This window comes from Marinobacter sp. MA (genome assembly GCF_048298425.1).
GTDB classification, from domain to species: Bacteria; Pseudomonadota; Gammaproteobacteria; order Pseudomonadales; family Oleiphilaceae; genus Marinobacter; species Marinobacter salsuginis.
Genome location: NZ_CP103058.1, coordinates 1,997,604 through 2,016,068 on the forward strand (window position 1 = coordinate 1,997,604; position 18,465 = coordinate 2,016,068).

At 56.9% G+C, this 18,465-nt stretch carries 15 protein-coding genes; 14 read left to right on the top strand and 1 reads right to left on the bottom strand.

Annotation, left to right across the window (positions count from 1 at the left end; genetic code table 11):
* The first annotated feature begins 330 nt into the window (after positions 1-330).
* Positions 331-1,539 (top strand): M48 family metalloprotease, encoded by a 1,209-nt coding sequence (locus NUW46_RS09305; protein ID WP_305966140.1) that lies wholly within the window; start codon positions 331-333, stop codon positions 1,537-1,539.
* Between the two features lie 76 nt (positions 1,540-1,615).
* Here the strand turns inward: NUW46_RS09305 and gltA are convergent, their stop codons facing one another.
* Positions 1,616-2,890, bottom strand: a complete 1,275-nt coding sequence (gene gltA / locus NUW46_RS09310; RefSeq protein ID WP_069185007.1) for a citrate synthase — start codon at positions 2,888-2,890, stop codon at positions 1,616-1,618.
* Positions 2,891-3,367: 477 nt separating this feature from the next.
* On the opposite strand from gltA, the gene sdhC reads away from it, so the two are divergent.
* From sdhC to rluB, 13 genes are all read left to right on the top strand, one after another.
* The gene (gene sdhC / locus NUW46_RS09315) at positions 3,368-3,742 is read left to right on the top strand and encodes a succinate dehydrogenase, cytochrome b556 subunit (protein ID WP_064228094.1); all 375 of its coding nucleotides are present in this window, start codon (positions 3,368-3,370) and stop codon (positions 3,740-3,742) included.
* On the top strand, positions 3,736-4,080 hold the full coding sequence (sdhD, locus tag NUW46_RS09320) for a succinate dehydrogenase, hydrophobic membrane anchor protein (protein WP_064228095.1): 345 nt from the start codon (positions 3,736-3,738) through the stop codon (positions 4,078-4,080). The genes sdhC and sdhD overlap by 7 nt, the downstream gene beginning before the upstream one ends.
* 3 nt (positions 4,081-4,083) lie before the next feature.
* Complete coding sequence (gene sdhA / locus NUW46_RS09325) at positions 4,084-5,856, top strand: succinate dehydrogenase flavoprotein subunit (protein ID WP_064228096.1); 1,773 nt, start codon at positions 4,084-4,086, stop codon at positions 5,854-5,856.
* 14 nt (positions 5,857-5,870) lie between these two features.
* Positions 5,871-6,575, top strand: coding sequence for a succinate dehydrogenase iron-sulfur subunit (locus NUW46_RS09330; protein WP_064228097.1), 705 nt, complete (start codon positions 5,871-5,873; stop codon positions 6,573-6,575).
* 312 nt (positions 6,576-6,887) lie between these two features.
* The gene (locus tag NUW46_RS09335) at positions 6,888-9,725 is read left to right on the top strand and encodes a 2-oxoglutarate dehydrogenase E1 component (RefSeq protein WP_418141921.1); all 2,838 of its coding nucleotides are present in this window, start codon (positions 6,888-6,890) and stop codon (positions 9,723-9,725) included.
* Between the two features lie 25 nt (positions 9,726-9,750).
* Complete coding sequence (odhB, locus tag NUW46_RS09340; RefSeq protein WP_222464364.1) at positions 9,751-10,980, top strand: 2-oxoglutarate dehydrogenase complex dihydrolipoyllysine-residue succinyltransferase; 1,230 nt, start codon at positions 9,751-9,753, stop codon at positions 10,978-10,980.
* 35 nt (positions 10,981-11,015) lie between these two features.
* On the top strand, positions 11,016-12,458 hold the full coding sequence (gene lpdA / locus NUW46_RS09345) for a dihydrolipoyl dehydrogenase (RefSeq protein ID WP_064228100.1): 1,443 nt from the start codon (positions 11,016-11,018) through the stop codon (positions 12,456-12,458).
* A gap of 36 nt (positions 12,459-12,494) precedes the next feature.
* The gene (gene sucC, locus NUW46_RS09350; protein ID WP_418141922.1) at positions 12,495-13,661 is read left to right on the top strand and encodes an ADP-forming succinate--CoA ligase subunit beta; all 1,167 of its coding nucleotides are present in this window, start codon (positions 12,495-12,497) and stop codon (positions 13,659-13,661) included.
* Complete coding sequence (gene sucD / locus NUW46_RS09355) at positions 13,661-14,533, top strand: succinate--CoA ligase subunit alpha (protein ID WP_064228102.1); 873 nt, start codon at positions 13,661-13,663, stop codon at positions 14,531-14,533. Before sucC ends, sucD begins: the two co-directional genes overlap by 1 nt.
* 120 nt (positions 14,534-14,653) lie before the next feature.
* On the top strand, positions 14,654-15,868 hold the full coding sequence (locus NUW46_RS09360; protein ID WP_083231878.1) for a tryptophan--tRNA ligase: 1,215 nt from the start codon (positions 14,654-14,656) through the stop codon (positions 15,866-15,868).
* A 59-nt stretch (positions 15,869-15,927) separates the two neighbouring features.
* Positions 15,928-16,761, top strand: coding sequence for a segregation and condensation protein A (locus NUW46_RS09365; RefSeq protein ID WP_064228103.1), 834 nt, complete (start codon positions 15,928-15,930; stop codon positions 16,759-16,761).
* A 42-nt stretch (positions 16,762-16,803) separates the two neighbouring features.
* Positions 16,804-17,442 (top strand): SMC-Scp complex subunit ScpB, encoded by a 639-nt coding sequence (gene scpB / locus NUW46_RS09370; protein WP_064228104.1) that lies wholly within the window; start codon positions 16,804-16,806, stop codon positions 17,440-17,442.
* Positions 17,443-17,481: 39 nt separating this feature from the next.
* The gene (gene rluB, locus NUW46_RS09375; protein WP_418141923.1) at positions 17,482-18,465 is read left to right on the top strand and encodes a 23S rRNA pseudouridine(2605) synthase RluB; all 984 of its coding nucleotides are present in this window, start codon (positions 17,482-17,484) and stop codon (positions 18,463-18,465) included.

Genomic DNA, 18,465 nt, shown 5'->3' on the forward strand with positions numbered 1-18,465 from the left:
TCGCTGAGTGTCAGTGTGCTCTGATTATGAGATTGAGTCGGGCGGATTGAAACCCTTTTCGACCATGCGTGGGGTTGTCCATTAGTCTCGGCTTTCGGAATGGACGACTTGTTCATGACGCCAATCACAGACCGGTAAACTATCTGCCTATTTTCGTCACGCGCAATAGCGGTTGCCTCAAGGCATTCTTATACTTAGCAGGCTAGCTGCATGGATGCGTACAGGCCGGTGGAAAGCCCTTTGCAGGTCCCTCGGTACTTCTTGTCCTTGCTTGTTGCGCAAATGAGGGAGGCTGTGATGCTGCCTGTCGTTTATTCATGAGGGAAGTAAATGAATCTGGTATACAAACATGAAAAACCGTTGTTGATGTTGACTGCGGTTCTCGCCGTGGTCATTTGGCTGGCATTGATATTGGGTACGCTGGGTATCGTATTGCTGTATCTGCTGGTGGGGTATGTGTTCTTTCTCTTTGCCCACTCCGCTTTTATATCCCACCTGAAGGGGGCTGGAGTTCGAATCAGTCGCGAGCAATATCCGGATTTGTATGACCGGCTCATTCGCTGCTGCGAGAAGGTTGGTGTAAAGGAGGTGCCGGAAGCCTATCTGCTGCGGACCGATTTCTTCAATGCGCTTGCGACCAAGTTTCTCGGTCGGCACTTTGTTGTCCTCTTTACGGATGTCGTCGATGCGTTGGAGGCCCGCCCCGACGCCATTGATTTCTACATCGGTCACGAGCTGGGTCATATTCACCGTCGGCATCTGACTTGGGGGCCGGTGCTGGCACCCGCCGCCTGGTTACCTGTGATTGGACCAGCGTTGCGGCGTGCCGAAGAGTACACCTGTGATCGTTACGGAGTAGCATGCTGTCAGTCACCGGACGACATCAAGGCAGCTCTGGCAGCGATTGCCGCAGGCGATACCCGTTGGCAAACCATCAATGTTGACGCCTTTGTGGGGCAGGTGGCTGTTACCAACGGCTTCTGGATGTCCTTCAATGAAGTAACGGGAGATTATCCCTGGCTCACTAAGCGAATGGCAACGGCGGTTGCCCTGTCCGAGGGGCGTGAGCTTTCACACCCGGGGCGGAGTAAGCTGGCCTGGTTTTTCGCTCTGTTCGTCCCTAGGCTCGGGGTTGGGGGTGGGGCAGCGTCGCTGCTCGTAATGGTGGCTATTATCGGTATTCTGGCCGCTGTTGCGATTCCTCAATATCAGGAATACGTCGAGAGGACGCGGTACCAGAATGCCTATATGGATGGCCTTGGGGTAACCGATTCTGTCGATAGCTATGTCAGCGAACACCAGGCCTGGCCCACCTCGATGGCGGAGCTTGGTTATGGAGATTCTACCTTTGGGACCACCGGTGATGAGTATGCTATTGATGTCTATGACAACGGTTTGATCGGCATTGAGATGGGTGTTGATGAAACTGGAGAGTCGGAGTACATCGTATTGGAACCAGAGGTAACTGATTCCGGTCTGTTCTGGAGCTGCTTTGGCCAGAACGCTGTTGAAAAGCTACTGCCGGCGGACTGTCGCTAGCCTTCTGAAAGGTCGCTCAGACAATAAAAAAGCCGCTGAATTCAGCGGCTTTTTATCTTCCGGACAAGCCAAACGTTTATTTCGCCGGATAGTCCCGGGAATCCGAGCCAGTGTAAAGCTGGCGCGGACGGCCGATGCGATAGTCGCCGCTGACCATTTCGTTCCAGTGCGAGAACCAGCCGATGGTCCGCGACAGGGCGAAGATAACGGTGAACATCGAAGTCGGGATTCCGATGGCCTTGAGGATGAGTCCGGAGTAGAAATCGACGTTCGGGTAAAGCTTGCGCTTTACGAAGTACTCGTCTTCCAGCGCGATTTTTTCCAGGCGCTGGGCGATCTTCAGCAGCGGGTCGTTTTCCAGGCCTAGCTCGGTCAGAACCTCGTGAGCGGTTTCTGCCATCACCTTGGCGCGCGGGTCGAAGTTCTTGTAAACCCGATGTCCGAAGCCCATCAGGCGGAACGGATCGTCTTTGTCCTTGGCCTTGGCGATGAATTTCTCGATGTTGGACTCGTCTCCGATTTCGGCCAACATGTCGAGGACCGCTTCGTTGGCGCCGCCGTGGGCAGGGCCCCACAGTGCAGCGATGCCGGAGGCGATGCAGGCGTAGGGGTTAGCACCGGTGGAGCCAGCCAGACGCACGGTCGACGTCGACGCATTCTGTTCGTGGTCTGCGTGCAGAATGAAGATCTTGTCCATGGCCTTGGCCAGGATCGGGTTCGGCTTGTACTCCTCGCAAGGAACGCCGAACATCATCTGCAGGAAGTTCTCGGAGTACGAGAGGTCGTTGCGCGGGTAAATAAACGGCTGGCCGATGGCGTACTTGTAACACCAGGCGGCAATGGTCGGCATTTTTGCGATCAGGCGGTGAGCGGTAATTTCCCGCTGCTCCTGGCTGGCAACGTCCATCTCGCCGTGGTAGAAGGCGGACAGGGCGCCAACCACACCACACATGATGGCCATCGGGTGTGCATCACGACGGAAACCCTGGAAGAAGTTCCGCATCTGGTCGTGCAGCATGGTGTGGTTTTTGATGGTCTCGTGGAACTTCTGGTTCTCCTCGGCACTCGGAAGTTCGCCGTGAAGCAGGAGATAGCAGACTTCAAGGTAGTCGGAGTGTTCCGCGAGCTGTTCGATCGGGTAGCCGCGGTGCAGGAGAACGCCATTTGCACCGTCGATGTAGGTAATGGCCGATTCGCAGGCTGCGGTGGATACGAATCCGGGGTCGTATGTAAAAACGCCTTCCTGGACTAGGCCTCGTACGTCGATAACGTCAGGGCCGACGGTGCCGGAATAAATCGGTAGCTCAATGGACTTGTCCCCCACCGAGAGCGTGGCTTTCCTGTCGGTCATGGTGCTCTCCTATTTATCAGCTTTGAAAGCTTTATCTACAGTTATGGATGCGCTAGAAGGCGCGTATTATCGCAAAACTGGCGGCAAAATATAGGGCGTTGGCTTTTTTTGTCAATGGAAGAGTCGGGAAAACCCAGAATTTGACATTCGCTGTAAATCAGGGATATCCCGAATAACAACGGATTGGGGATGGAAAAGGATTTGTCAATCATCCTTATAGCTGGCTTAACCCCCTGAAATACGCGGCTTGAGCGACGTTGCAGGTTTGTAATTGGTTAGGGTACTCCTTATAATCCCTAGCCCGGAATTGGGGATAAACCTTCTCCCGCTGCCTGTAAATAGTGGTTTGCCGGTGAGGTTATCTCCCTTCTGAGCCAATCGTGTGCCGGTTTCGTATCTGCACGCCGATCCTTACATACCAACCATCCGCACCCGGTTTTCCGGTCCCGCGGAACCAAGAGAGAGTGTGAGAGCGCTGTGAATAGCAAACGACCAGTAAATCTCGATCTCGGCAAGTTTCATTTTCCGCTGCCAGCCATTACGTCCATATTGCACCGTATCAGCGGCATCATCATTTTTGTTGGTGTTGCGTTCCTGCTTTACGGGCTTCAGCTTTCCCTGTCGGGGGAAGAGGGCTTCAGTCGTGTCAATGAACTGCTGGACAGCTTCCTTGCCAAGCTGATTATCTGGGGCATCTTGTCTGCTCTGTTGTACCACCTGGTTGCGGGTATCAAGCACCTGTTCATGGATATGGGCATTGGTGAAGAGCTCGAGAGCGGCCGCCTCGCCTCGAAGATCACGATTGTGGTTTCCGTCATTCTCATCGTTCTGGCAGGAGTCTGGGTATGGTAAACAGCGTCACGAACCTGGGTCGCAGTGGTGTCTATGACTGGCTGATCCAGCGGGTAACCGCCTACGTACTTGCTTTGTATACAATTTTCCTGCTCGGCTTTCTGTTGACCTCCGACGTCAACTACGAAACCTGGAGTGCGCTTTTCGACCAGACCTGGTTCCGTATCTTTACCCTTATGGCACTGCTTTCAATCGGTGCTCACGCTTGGGTGGGGCTCTGGACGGTGACGACCGACTATATCAAGGCCATGGGTCCCAGGTTTATCGTGCAGGCGGCTTGTGGGCTGACCATGTTCGTCTATGTGGTTTGGGGCATTCAGATTCTTTGGGGGCTTTAATCGATGGCTAATATCAAGACCATGTCCTTTGACGCAATTGTTATCGGCGGCGGCGGTTCCGGCATGCGTGCCGCGCTCCAGTTGACCGAGTCCGGCGTCAATACCGCGTGTATCACCAAGGTTTTCCCGACGCGGTCTCATACGGTCTCTGCCCAAGGTGGCATCACCTGTGCGATCGCCAGTGCTGATCCGAATGACGACTGGCGCTGGCACATGTATGACACGGTTAAAGGCTCGGACTACATTGCCGACCAGGATGCCGTCGAGTACATGTGTTCCGTTGGTCCTCAGGCGGTATTCGAGCTTGAGCACATGGGTCTTCCGTTCTCGCGCACCGAGCAGGGCCGTATCTATCAGCGTCCGTTTGGTGGTCAGTCCAAAGGCCCTGATAACCCGACTCAGGCAGCACGTACCTGTGCCGCTGCTGACCGTACCGGTCACGCCCTGCTTCACACTCTGTACCAGGCCAACATCAAGGGCGGAACCACCTTCCTTAACGAGTGGTACGCGGTAGATCTCGTCAAGAACAGTAAGGATGAGGTCGTTGGTGTGGTTGCCATTGAGGTTGAGACCGGCGAAGTCGCCTACATCAAATCCAAAGCGACCGTTCTTGCTACCGGTGGCGCGGGACGTATTTACGCCTCCACAACCAACGCGCTGATTAACACCGGCGACGGTATCGGTATGGCACTGCGTGCCGGTTTCCCGATGCAGGACATGGAAATGTGGCAGTTCCACCCGACCGGCATTTACGGAGCGGGAACGCTGGTGACCGAAGGTTGTCGGGGTGAGGGTGGCTACCTGATCAACGCCGAGGGTGAGCGTTTCATGGAGCGCTATGCGCCGAACGCGAAAGACCTGGCGGGCCGTGACGTTGTAGCTCGGGCAATGGTGATCGAGATTCTGGAAGGTCGTGGCTGCGGTCCGGATAAGGACCACGTTCTGCTGAAGCTGGATCATCTGGGTGAAGAGACCCTGAACCTGCGCCTGCCGGGCATCTGTGAGCTGTCCCGCACCTTTGCGCATGTGGATCCTGTCAAAGAGCCGATCCCGGTCGTGCCTACCTGTCACTACATGATGGGCGGCATTCCGACCAACGTTGGTGGTCAGGCGTTGACCCAAGATGAAAACGGAAAAGACAAGCCAATCCCCGGGCTGTTCGCCTGTGGCGAGGCAGCGTGTGTATCGGTACACGGCGCCAACCGTCTGGGTGGTAACTCTCTGCTGGACCTGGTGGTGTTTGGTCGCGCAGCTGGCCTGCACATTGAGGAGCAGCTTCGCGGCGGCTTCGAGGTAGACGGTGCCAGTGAGGACGATATCAAGCGTGCCATGGCGCGGCTTGATCGCCTGAACAACGCAACCGAGGGCGAGAGCGTTGCAGAGGTCCGCAAGGATCTGCAGAACTGCATGCAGTTGTACTTCGGCGTGTTCCGTGACGGCAAGAGCATGGAAGAGGGTCTCAAAAAGCTGGAAGCGATTGGTGAGCGCGTTCGCAACACCAAGCTGGCCGATACCAGCAACGCCTTCAACACCGCCCGTATCGAAGCGCTCGAGCTGGATAACCTCTACGAGGTTGCCCTGGCTACAGCGGTTTCCGCCTTTGAGCGGAAGGAAAGTCGCGGCGCTCATGCCCGGAACGACTACACCGAGCGTGATGATGAGAACTGGCTGAAGCACTCCATGTTCTTCCCGCTGGAAAAGCGCGTGGGCAAGCGTGATGTGAACTTTGCACCGAAGACGGTGGACAAGTTCGAGCCGAAGGTCCGGACTTACTAAGGGGGACTCCGAAAATGTTAGTAAGCCTTTATCGTTATAACCCGGAGACTGACAACGCGCCTTACATGCAGGACGTGGATGTTGATATTCCGGAAGGCAAGGATCTCATGGTTCTTGATGTGCTGAACCTGATCAAGGAGCGGGATCCTTCAATGGCCTACCGTCGTTCCTGCCGGGAGGGCGTGTGTGGCTCTGATGGCATGAACATGAACGGCAAAAACGGCCTGGCGTGTATTACGCCGGTCTCCCAGGTGGTGAAGGGCGACAAGCTGGTGCTGCGTCCGCTGCCGGGTCTGCCGGTTATTCGTGATCTGGTTGTAGATATGAGTCTTTTCTACAAGCAGTACGAAAAGGTCATGCCTTACCTGATTAACGACAAGCCTGCTCCCGCGATCGAGCGGCTGCAGTCTCCGGAAGACCGCCAGAAGCTGGATGGCCTGTACGAGTGTATTCTCTGTGCCTGCTGTTCCACGTCCTGTCCGTCATTCTGGTGGAACCCGGACAAGTTTATCGGTCCTGCTGGCCTGCTTCAGGCTTACCGTTTCCTGGCGGACAGCCGGGATACAGCTCAGGACGAGCGACTTGCCGGCCTTGATGACCCGTTCAGTGTATTCCGCTGCCGGGGCATCATGAACTGTGTCAGTGTCTGCCCGAAAGGTCTGAACCCCACAAGGGCTATCGGCCACATTCGGAATCTTCTGCTGCAAAGGGCGACTTAAGCAGCAGGATTTGCGACAGACGCTATACTGTTCTGATCAGGTTAGTACCCGGAAGGCCTCGCAAGTTTGCGGGGCCTTCAACCAAAGGCTTATAGTCAAAAGTCTTACCCGGGTGCACACTACGCAAGCCGTGGCGGGAACTTATAAAGTTTTCTCCCTGTTTTGCTGAGTACAAAAACCACCGGGGAATGGAAAACATCCATGTCGGGTGTGGTGGCCAAAGTCGATCCCGTAAAAACCCGTATTGACTGAGATATACCCCTGGCCGACCATATCGGGCTCCCCGCACCAGCCCAAGGTGAGCTATTCAAGATGCACGAAAGCATAATGGAGCAGTTATGGCAGACTTCCCACCTTCAGGGTGGAAATCTCGCCTATGTTGAACAGCTTTTTGAAACCTACCTGACAGACCCCAATGCCGTTCCCGAAGAGTGGCGCAGCTATTTCGACAAACTCCCCAGTGTCGATGGCTACAAAGGCCGTGACATTGTCCACTCTTCCATCCGCGAACAGTTCGAACACATCTCCCGTAACCAGCGCTTTCTAGCCAGTGGCGGCGTTCCCGCCAGTGCAACGTCGGATGCGGACAAAAAACAGATTCGCGTTCTCCAGCTGATTAACGCCTACCGCTTCCGCGGCCATCAGGAAGCGAAGCTGGACCCGCTCGGTGTTTGGCAACGTCCCAAGGTTGAAGACCTCGATCCCGAATTCCATGAACTGTCCGACTCTGACCGTGACCTCGAGTTCCAGACCGGCTCACTGAACCTCGGCTCCGAGACCATGAAGCTCGGAGATATTGTCGATGGTTTGCGCCAGACCTACTGCGAAAGCATTGGCGCTGAATACATGCACGTTGTCGATACCCGCATCAAGCGCTGGTTCCAGCAACGCATGGAGCCGGTTCGTTCACGTCCCGCATACGAGGACAACACCCGTAAGCACATCCTTGAGCGACTGACGGCTGCCGAAGGTCTCGAAAAGTACCTGGGTTCCCGTTATCCGGGTGTGAAACGCTTTGGTCTTGAGGGTGGCGAAAGTCTCATTCCCTGTCTGGACGAGCTGATCCAGCGTGCCGGTTCCTACGGCGCCAAGGAAATCGTTCTGGGTATGGCGCACCGTGGTCGCCTGAACGTCCTGGTAAACACTCTGGGCAAGAATCCGAGAGAACTCTTCGACGAGTTTGAAGGCAAGAAACTGGCCGATTCCGGTTCAGGTGACGTGAAGTACCACCAGGGCTTCTCATCCAACGTAATGACCCCGGGTGGCGAAGTGCACCTGGCGATGGCGTTCAACCCGTCGCACCTGGAAATCGTTTCGCCGGTGGTTGAAGGCTCCGTTCGGGCCCGCCAGACCCGTCGCAACGACGAGGATGGCAGCAAGGTAGTGCCAATCATCATGCACGGCGACGCGGCGTTTGCCGGCCAGGGCGTTGTGATGGAAACCTTCCAGATGTCCCAGGCCCGTGGGTTTGGCGTTGGTGGCACCATTCATATCGTCATCAACAACCAGGTTGGTTTCACCACCAGCAAGCAGGAAGATGCGCGGTCCACGGAATACTGCACCGACGTGGCCAAGATGATCCAGGCGCCGATCCTGCATGTGAATGCGGACGACCCGGAAGCGGTCATGTTCGTGACCCAGATGGCCATGGACTACCGCAACGAATTCAAGAACGACGTGGTGATCGATCTGGTCTGCTATCGTCGTCGTGGTCACAACGAGGCGGATGAGCCGGCCGCAACCCAGCCGGTCATGTACGAGAAGATCCGTAAGCTGAAGACCACTCGCAACCTGTACGTTGACCAACTGGTGGAAGCCGGTGTTATCACCGAGGAAGAAGCCAAGCAGATGGAGAACGACTACCGTGACGCCCTGGACAATGGCGAGCACGTGGTCAAATCCCTGGTCAAGGAGCCCAACAAGGAGCTCTACGTAGACTGGACACCGTACCTGGGCCACGAGTGGACGGCCAAGTGCAAGTCCAGCGTTGCGCTGAAGACCATCCAGAAGCTGGGCAAGAAACTGACCTCGGTCCCTGAAGGTTTCAGTATCCAGCGCCAGGTCTCCAAGATTGTGTCCGACCGCGAGAAAATGACGGCCGGTGCCCTGCCGATCAACTGGGGCTACGGTGAAGTCATGGCCTATGCGACGTTGCTCAACGAAGGGCATCCGATCCGCATTACCGGCCAGGATGTTGGCCGCGGCACCTTCTCGCATCGCCACGCGGTTCTGCACAACCAGAAAGACGGCTCGACTCATATTGCCCTCGAGCAATTGTCGGAAGACCAGCCGAAATTCGAAATTTACGACTCGCTGCTCTCGGAAGAAGCCGTGATGGCGTTCGAGTACGGTTACGCGACCACCGCACCTGATGGCCTTGTGGTCTGGGAAGCGCAGTTTGGCGACTTCGCCAACGGTGCCCAGGTTGTGATCGATCAGTTCCTGACCAGTGGTGAGCACAAGTGGGGGCGCCTCTGTGGCCTGACCCTGCTGCTGCCTCATGGCTACGAAGGGCAGGGGCCGGAGCATAGCTCTGCACGCCTCGAGCGTTTCCTGCAGCTGAGTGCCGAGCACAATATCCAGGTCTGCGTGCCGACCACGCCGTCGCAGGTATTCCATATGCTGCGTCGCCAGGTGAAGCGCCCGCTGCGCAAGCCTCTGGTTGCCATCACGCCCAAGAGCCTGCTGCGGCACAAGGAAGCGACGTCCGATCTTGACGATCTGACCACCGGTACCTTCAAGACCGTGCTGCCTGAGAAAGAGCCGTCCGATCCGAAGAAAGTCACCCGTCTGATCCTGTGTTCCGGCAAGGTCTATTTTGATCTGCTCGAGAAGAAGAAGTCGGACGAGCGTGAAGACGTCGCCATTGTCCGGATCGAACAGCTGTATCCTTTCCCCGGAGACGACCTTGACGAGCTCCTGAGCGAGTACACCAAGCTCAAGCACGTTGTCTGGTGTCAGGAAGAGCCGATGAACCAGGGTGCCTGGTATTGCAGCCAGCATCACATGCGTAATGCGCTGCACCGCCTGAATCCCAAGCTGTACCTTCAGTATGCCGGTCGTGACGCTTCGGCTGCTCCCGCCTGTGGCCATATGTCGGTCCACATTGAAGAGCAGAAGAAACTGGTTAACGACGCGTTTGAAATTTGACGAGCTACCGAACTAAGGATCTGTAATGTCAACTGAGATTAAAGCCCCCGTTTTCCCGGAGTCGGTCGCGGAAGGTACTGTCGCGACCTGGCACAAACAGCCGGGTGAAGCCTGCTCCCGTGACGAGCTGATTGTCGATATCGAGACCGACAAGGTCGTTCTTGAGGTGGTTGCGCCTGCTGACGGCGTGATCGAAGAAATCATCAAGAACGAAGGCGATACCGTTGAAAGTGGTGAGGTAGTCGGCAAGTTCAAGGAAGGTGCCAAGGGCGAGGCCAAGCCTGCCGAGGGCAAGAAAGAAGAGGCCAAGGAAGAGGCTCCGAAAGAAGAGGTCAAGAGTGAAGCCGCTTCCGGCGAAGCGATTCTGAGCCCGGCAGCGCGCAAGCTGGCCGAGGAAAACAACGTTGATCCGAACAGCATCAAGGGTACCGGCAAAGATGGCCGTGTAACCAAGGAAGACGTTCAGAACCACGTGGACAGTGCCAAGTCCTCCGGTGGTGCTTCCGCGCCCCAGCCTGCGGCGGGTATGCCGGAAGTGAACGTCAGCCAGGGCGAGCGTCCAGAGAAGCGCGTGCCGATGACCCGCCTGCGTGCGAGCATCGCCAAGCGTCTGGTCAACGCGCAGCAGAGCGCAGCCATGCTGACCACCTTCAACGAGGTGAACATGGCGCCGATCATGGAACTGCGCAAGCAGTACCAGGAGAGCTTTGTAAAGCGTCATGGTATCAAGCTTGGCTTTATGTCCTTCTTCACCAAGGCGGCCACCGAAGCCCTGAAGCGTTTCCCCGCGGTGAACGCGTCCATTGATGGTAACGACATGGTTTACCACGGTTACCAGGATATCGGCGTGGCCGTATCCACGGATCGTGGTCTGGTCGTTCCGGTACTTCGCGATTCCGACGCCATGGGCCTGGCCGACATCGAGAAGAAGATCGTTGAATACGGTACCAAGGCGAAAGAGGGCAAGCTGGCCATTGAAGACATGACCGGTGGTACCTTCACGATTACCAACGGGGGCATCTTCGGCTCGCTGATTTCCACACCGATCCTGAACCCGCCACAGACGGCCATCCTGGGCATGCACAAGATCCAGGAGCGTCCGATGGCCGTGAACGGCAAGGTGGAAATTCTGCCGATGATGTACCTGGCGCTTTCTTACGACCACCGAATGATTGATGGCAAGGAAGCGGTGCAGTTCCTTGTTGCCATCAAGGAAATGCTTGAAGACCCGGCACGTATTCTGCTGGACGTCTGAGTCGACTTTAAACGTATCGGAAAACGGGATTAACTATGTCTGATAAATACGACGTCATTGTTATTGGTGCGGGCCCGGGCGGCTATGTTGCTGCCATCAAGGCTGCCCAGCTGGGTCTCAAGACCGCGTGTGTCGAATCCTGGACCGCCGAAGACGGCAAGGCGCAGGTACTTGGCGGTACCTGCCTGAACGTGGGCTGTATTCCCTCCAAGGCACTGCTGGAGATTTCCCACAAGTTCGAGGAAACCACCCACGATTACGAGATGCAGGGCATCATCGCCAAGGATGTCAAGATGGACATCGGCAAGATGATGGAGCGCAAGGCTGGTATCGTGAAGCAACTGACCGGTGGTATCGCCGGCCTGTTCAAGTCCAACGGCGTTACCTCCATCCACGGCCACGGCAAATTGCTGGCCAACCGTAAAGTGGAAGTAACTGACAAAGACGGCAAGTCGAAGACCTACGAAGCTGAAAACATCATTCTGGCCACCGGCTCCAAGCCGATCCAGATTCCGCCCGCGCCGTTCGACGGCGAGTACATCGTGGATTCCGAGGGTGCCCTCGAGTTCACCGAAGTGCCCAAGCGTCTGGGTGTGATCGGTGCCGGCGTTATCGGCCTCGAGCTTGGCAGCGTATGGGCACGTCTGGGCTCCGAGGTGACGGTCCTTGAAGCGGTGGATACCTTCCTGCCGGCGGTGGATCAGCAGGTTGCCAAGGACGCACTCAAACAGTTCCAGAAGCAGGGTCTGAACATCGTCATGGGTGCCCGCATGACCGGCGCTGAAGTCAAGCGCAAGCTGGTCAACGTCACCTATGAAGACTCCAAGGGCAAGCAAGAAGCCAAGTTTGACAAGCTGATTGTTGCCGTTGGCCGTCGTCCGTACACCGATAACCTGCTTTCCGAGGATTCCGGTGTGCAGATGGACGAGCGCGGTTTCATCTTCGTGGATGACAACTGCAAGACCGAGGCTCCGGGTGTCTGGGCTATCGGTGACGTGGTCCGTGGCCCGATGCTGGCCCACAAGGCGTCCGAAGAGGGCATCATGGTGGCCGAGCGCATCGCCGGGCACAAGCCCCAGGTCAACTACGACTGCATCCCCAACGTGATCTACACCTCGCCGGAAGTTGCCTGGGTTGGCAAAACCGAAGAGCAGATGAAGGCAGAAGGTGAAGAGTACAACGTGGGTACCTTCCCGTTTGCGGCCAACGGTCGTGCCATGGCTGCAAACTCGGCGTCCGGTCTGGTCAAGATCATTGCCGACGCAAAGACTGACCGCATTGTCGGTTTCCATGTAGTTGGTCCCCAGGCCTCTGAAATCGTTGCCCAGGGCGTAATCGCCATGGAATTCGGTTCCAGCGCCGAAGATCTGGCCCTGACCTGCTTTGCACATCCGACTCTGTCCGAGTCCGTGCACGAAGCAGCTCTGGCCGTCGGTGGTGGCGCGATTCATATCGCCAACCGCCGCAAGAAGAAGTAACGCAAACCAGGAATTTTTTAATTCGGGACATTAACTATGAATTTGCATGAATATCAGGGCAAGCAGCTTTTCGCTGAATATGGCCTGCCCGTATCCAAAGGCATTGCCTGTGATACTCCCAAGGAAGCAGTAGCAGCTGCTGACGAAATCGGCGGTGATGGCTGGGTAGTGAAGGCCCAGGTGCACGCAGGCGGCCGTGGTAAGGCTGGTGGCGTTAAGCTGGTCAAAAGCAAAGACGAGATCCGTGAGTTTGCCGAAAAGTGGTTGGGCAAGAACCTGGTAACCTACCAGACTGATGAAAATGGCCAGCCGGTCAGCAAGATTCTGGTTGAATCCCTCACCGACATCGACCAGGAACTGTACCTGGGCGCGGTCGTTGACCGTGGCACCCGTCGCATCGTGTTCATGGCCTCCACCGAGGGCGGTGTTGAGATCGAGAAGGTTGCCGAAGAGACCCCCGAGAAGATCCTGAAAGCCGAAATCGACCCGCTGGTTGGCGCTCAGCCGTACCAGGGCCGTGAGTTGGCCTTCAAGCTGGGCCTGGAAGGCAAGCAGATCGGTCAGTTCACCAAGATTTTCATTGGCCTGGCCAAGCTGTTCGAAGAGTGCGACCTCGCGCTGGTAGAGATCAACCCGCTGGTTATCACCCCGGCCGGTGACCTGCATTGCCTCGACGCCAAAGTTGGTGTTGACGGTAACGCCCTGTATCGCCAGAAGAAGATCCACGAGATGCACGATCCCTCCCAGGAAGATTCCCGGGAAGCGGAAGCGGCCAAGTGGGAGCTCAACTACGTGGCCCTGGAAGGCAACATTGGCTGCATGGTCAACGGTGCTGGTCTGGCAATGGGCACCATGGATATCATCAAGCTTTCTGGTGGCCGGCCTGCCAACTTCCTGGACGTTGGTGGCGGTGCAACCAAGGAGCGTGTTTCCGAAGCATTCAAGATCATCCTGTCTGACTCCAACGTCAAGGCGGTTCTGGTCAACATCTTCGGCGGTATCGTTCGCTGCGACATGATTGCAGAAGGCATCATCGGTGCCGTTAAGGAAGTCGGCGTCAAGGTTCCTGTTGTGGTTCGCCTTGAAGGCAACAACGCGGAGAAGGGTACTCAGGTACTCGCCGATAGCGGCCTGAACATCATTGCCGCTACCAGTCTGTCGAATGCGGCAGAGCAAGTTGTTAAAGCCGCAGGGGGTAAATAATGAGCATCCTGATTAACAAAGACACCAAGGTTATCTGTCAGGGCTTTACCGGCGCGCAGGGCACCTTCCACTCAGAGCAGGCGATTGCCTACGGCACCAAGATGGTTGGCGGCGTTAGCCCCGGCAAGGGTGGCACTGAGCACCTCGGCCTGCCGGTGTTCAACACCGTTCGTGACGCCGTTGAAGCAACCGGCGCAGAGGCGACCGTTATCTACGTACCGGCGCCTTTCTGTAAAGACGCTATTATCGAAGCCGCGGATGCCGGCATTCAGCTGATCGTCTGTATCACTGAAGGTATCCCGACCATCGATATGCTGTACGCCAAGGAATACGTGGATCGCAAGGGCGTTCGCATGATTGGTCCCAACTGCCCGGGTGTTATCACTCCGGACGAGTGCAAGATCGGCATCATGCCTGGCCACATCCACAAGAAGGGCAAGGTTGGTATCGTGTCCCGTTCAGGTACCCTGACTTACGAAGCGGTCAAGCAGACCACCGACTTCGGCTACGGTCAGTCCACCTGTATCGGTATCGGTGGCGACCCGATCCCGGGCTCCAACTTCATCGACATTCTGGCCCTGCTGCAGGAAGATCCTGAGACTGAAGCCATTGTGATGATTGGTGAGATCGGCGGTACCGCCGAAGAAGAAGCCGCGGCCTACATCAAGCAGAACGTCACCAAGCCGGTGGTTTCCTACATCGCTGGTGTTACTGCGCCTCCGGGCAAACGCATGGGCCACGCTGGCGCCATCATCTCCGGTGGTAAGGGTACTGCAGACGAGAAGTTTGCCGCCCTGGAAGATGCTGGCGTTCGCACCGTCCGCAGTCTGGCCGAGATCGGCCAGGCCCTGAAGGAAGTCACTGGCTGGTAAGCTGGCCTTCTTTCAGCAAAAACCCCCGTTTCTGCCCTGCAGAGCGGGGGTTTTTTATTTATAATGCCGGGTCGCCTGAACTATGATGGCGGTTCCAATATCAAATAAGGAGTTCGTGCTTTGAGTTCTGTAGATTCCCAGCAAAGGGTTTTGTCCGGCATGCGTCCGACCGGCAAGCTTCACCTTGGCCACTACCACGGTGTGCTGAAAAACTGGGTTAAACTCCAGCATGAATTCGAATGCTTTTTCTTTGTGGCGGACTGGCACGCCCTGACCACCAACTATGACGACCCCTCTGGCATTGAGCAGAGCGTCTGGGACATGGTCATTGACTGGCTGGCGGCGGGTGTGAACCCGGGTTCGTCCACCATGTTTATTCAGTCACAGGTACCCGAGCACGCAGAATTGCACCTGTTGCTGTCGATGATTACGCCTCTCGGTTGGCTGGAACGTGTGCCGACCTTCAAGGACCAGCAGGAGAAGCTGCGGGAGAAGGATCTGGCGACCTACGGATTTCTGGGTTACCCGTTGCTTCAGAGTGCAGACATTCTGGTTTACCGGGCAGGGAAGGTACCGGTCGGTGCCGATCAGGTGTCCCATGTTGAAATCACCCGGGAGATCGCCCGTCGGTTCAACCATATATACGGTCGTGAGCCCGGATTCGAGGAGCAGGCAGAAGGCGCCATCGTGAAGATGGGCAAGAAAAACGCTAAGCTGTACCGCAATCTGAAGAAGCGCTATCAGGAAGAGGGCGACATGGACGCCCTGGAAACTGCTCGTGCGCTGTTGAAAGAACAACAGAACATCTCCCTGGGCGATCGCGAGCGTCTGTACGGCTACATCGAGGGTGGTGGCAAGGTGATTCTGCCAGAGCCGCAGCCGCTGCTGACACCGGAGTCCAAGTTGCCGGGTCTGGATGGGCAGAAAATGTCCAAGTCCTACAACAACTATATTGGACTGCGGGAGGAGCCGGACAGCGTTGCCCAGAAGGTCCGCACCATGCAGACCGATCCCCAGCGAGTCCGGCGTACGGATCCGGGTGAACCCGAGAAATGCCCGGTGTGGGGGATGCACAAGATCTATTCGGACGCGGACACCCAGGAGTGGGTACAGACCGGTTGTCGCAGTGCCGGCATTGGCTGCCTTGATTGCAAGAAGCCGTTGATTGACGCGATTGTCGAAGAGCAGCGTCCGCTCCACGAGCGCGCGCGTGAGTATGAGGGCAACCCGGACCTGGTTCATTCCATTCTCCAGGAAGGTCGCGAACACGCCCGCGATGCTGCCAGAGATACCCTTGAGGAAGTCCGGGCGGCCATGGGGCTTCATTACCGCTGAATCCGCAGGAATCGGTCCCGCGGGCACAGAGCCGCGCGGCCGATCCGGAGAGAAAGGTTATGACCGAAGAATCCACCGATCAGGCGACGCCGGAAGCTCAGGACGCCGGCCCGGAGCAATCGCCCCTGGCGCTGGTGTCCGGCAAGCCAGTGGTGGATCTTCCCAAGGACCTGTACATTCCGCCGGATGCCCTGGCGGTCTTCCTTGAAGCGTTTGAAGGCCCGCTGGACCTTCTGCTGTACCTAATACGTCGCCAGAACATGAACATACTGGACATCGACGTCAGCGAGATTACCCGGCAATACATGGATTACATCGGTGCCGTCGAGGCCATGCGCTTTGAACTGGCTGCCGAATATCTGGTGATGGCGGCCACCCTGGCGGAAATCAAATCGCGGATGCTGTTACCTCGCCAGGAAAGCGACGATGAAGAAGAGGTCGATCCTCGTGCCGAACTGATTCGTCGGCTTCAGCAGTATGAACGGTTCAAGCAGGCCGCCGAGGATATCGACGAACTGCCGCGGCTGGAGCGGGATAACTTCGCAGCCTCCGCCGCCCTGCCCAGGATGCCGTCAAGTCAGCCCCATCCCGATGTGGATCTGAGGGAGATGCTGCTGGCCCTTCAGGGTGTTTTACAGCGCGCAGACCTGTTCACCAGTCACCATGTTGAGCGTGAGAAGCTGTCCACCCGTGAACGCATGTCGGCAATCCTTTCGGTGCTTCAGGATGACCATTTTGTGACCTTTGAGAGCCTGTTCACGGTCGAAGAGGGGCGGCTGGGTGTTGTTGTAACCTTCCTGGCGACGCTTGAGCTGGTCAAGGAGCAGTTGATCGAGGTGGTTCAGGCGGAAGTTCTCGGGCCGATTCATGTTCGCGCCAGGGCGGCAAGTTAGGGCCCCTGGAAGTCGGAAGCACGGAAATACGGATCAGACACCATGAACGAAGAGCACCTGCTGAGAATCCAGGCAATTGCCGAGGCCGCCCTGCTGGCGGCGGGCAAACCGCTGTCTCTTGACCAGCTGCGGGAATTGTTCAGTGAAGAGGAGCGGCCGGCGCGACAGGTCATGGAGCACGTCATGGTGCTTCTTGAAGCGGCCTGTGAAGGGCGAGGCTTCGAGCTGAAAAAGGTCGCCAGTGGCTACCGACTCCAGGTGCGTGAGGAGTATGCGCCCTGGGTGGGTCGACTGTTCGAGGAAAAGCCCCAGCGTTATTCACGGGCCTTGCTGGAGACCCTGGCACTGATTGCTTACCGACAGCCCATCACCCGGGGTGAAATCGAAGACATCCGGGGTGTTACGGTAAGCAGCAATATCATTCGTACACTGCTTGAGCGAGAGTGGGTGCGCGTCGTTGGGCATCGGGATGTGCCGGGTCGGCCGGCCATGTACGCGACCACGAAACAATTCCTGGATTACTTTAATCTCACGGGCCTGGACCAGCTACCGCCCCTGAATGAAGTCCGCGATCTTGAAGAAATCGGCCGGGAAATTGAAAAGAACATGCAGGGTGAGATCGAGTTCGAATCCACGACTGCCGAGAACGACGACGAATCTTCGAGCCAGACACTTCACTGACGCCATTCGGGTGTCAGTCAGAAACTAAGGATTGATTACATGGCGGCAGAACGCCCCAACAAACCAGCCAGACCCGCCCGTGACCCAGCCAGTCAGGGCGGCCCTGAGCGTATTCAGAAATTGCTCGCCCGGGCAGGTGTTGGTTCGCGCCGGGAAATCGAGGGCTGGATGGAAGCCGGTCGTCTCCTGGTCAATGGACAACCGGTGGCACCAGGGCAGAAGGCGTCCGTTGAGGACCGTTTCGAGCTCGATGGCAAACGACTGGAAGTGTCCGGCGCGGCTGAAGTGATGCGCCGGGTGCTGATTTATAACAAGCCCGAGGGCGAGGTCACTACCCGAAAAGACCCTGAGGGCAGACCGACGGTGTTTGATCGTTTGCCACGTCTTAAAGAGCATCGGTGGATTTCCATTGGCCGGCTTGATATCAACACCACTGGCCTGGTGCTTTTTACCACAGACGGAGAGTTGGCAAACCGGCTGATGCATCCTTCCAACCAGATTGACCGGGAATATGCGGTACGTATCTTTGGGGAAGTGGACGACGCCATGATCGAGCGACTGCTTCAGGGCGTTCTCCTGGAAGATGGCATGGCCAAGTTCACCGATATCTCTCCGGCCGGTGGCAGCGGTATGAATCGCTGGTTCCACGTTACCCTGCTGGAAGGGCGCAATCGGGAGGTGCGTCGCCTGTGGGAATCCCAGGGCGTTCGAGTCAGTCGGCTGAAACGCGTGCGTTACGGGCCGATCTTCCTGCCAAGCAGGCTGACCGTGGGAAAATGGGAAGAGCTGGATCAGCGGGCGGTAGATACCCTCAGTCGAACCGTTGGTCTTGAGTCGGTCGAGATTCCCCAGAAAACGCCAAACGAAAAGGCAGCCCATGATCGCCAGAGGCGCAAGAGCCCTGGCCTGGCCGGAAAGAAAACTCCGGGCAATAAATGGGCTGTCAGCGACACCAAGCCCGCCAGGCCCGCCGGGCGTGCTCCCAGGCCAGAGAGAGCCCGAAGCAAGACGCCGCGGGGTTAA

Coding starts and splice junctions, on each gene's coding strand:
- scpB (WP_064228104.1), top strand. CDS start 16,804: ATGAACGAAGAGCACCTGCTGAGAATCCAGGCAATTGCCGAGGCCGCC.
- sdhD (WP_064228095.1), top strand. CDS start 3,736: ATGGTAAACAGCGTCACGAACCTGGGTCGCAGTGGTGTCTATGACTGG.
- lpdA (WP_064228100.1), top strand. CDS start 11,016: ATGTCTGATAAATACGACGTCATTGTTATTGGTGCGGGCCCGGGCGGC.
- sdhA (WP_064228096.1), top strand. CDS start 4,084: ATGGCTAATATCAAGACCATGTCCTTTGACGCAATTGTTATCGGCGGC.
- sucD (WP_064228102.1), top strand. CDS start 13,661: ATGAGCATCCTGATTAACAAAGACACCAAGGTTATCTGTCAGGGCTTT.
- rluB (WP_418141923.1), top strand. CDS start 17,482: ATGGCGGCAGAACGCCCCAACAAACCAGCCAGACCCGCCCGTGACCCA.
- NUW46_RS09305 (WP_305966140.1), top strand. CDS start 331: ATGAATCTGGTATACAAACATGAAAAACCGTTGTTGATGTTGACTGCG.
- NUW46_RS09330 (WP_064228097.1), top strand. CDS start 5,871: ATGTTAGTAAGCCTTTATCGTTATAACCCGGAGACTGACAACGCGCCT.
- NUW46_RS09365 (WP_064228103.1), top strand. CDS start 15,928: ATGACCGAAGAATCCACCGATCAGGCGACGCCGGAAGCTCAGGACGCC.
- sucC (WP_418141922.1), top strand. CDS start 12,495: ATGAATTTGCATGAATATCAGGGCAAGCAGCTTTTCGCTGAATATGGC.
- odhB (WP_222464364.1), top strand. CDS start 9,751: ATGTCAACTGAGATTAAAGCCCCCGTTTTCCCGGAGTCGGTCGCGGAA.
- NUW46_RS09335 (WP_418141921.1), top strand. CDS start 6,888: ATGCACGAAAGCATAATGGAGCAGTTATGGCAGACTTCCCACCTTCAG.
- gltA (WP_069185007.1), bottom strand. CDS start 2,890: ATGACCGACAGGAAAGCCACGCTCTCGGTGGGGGACAAGTCCATTGAG.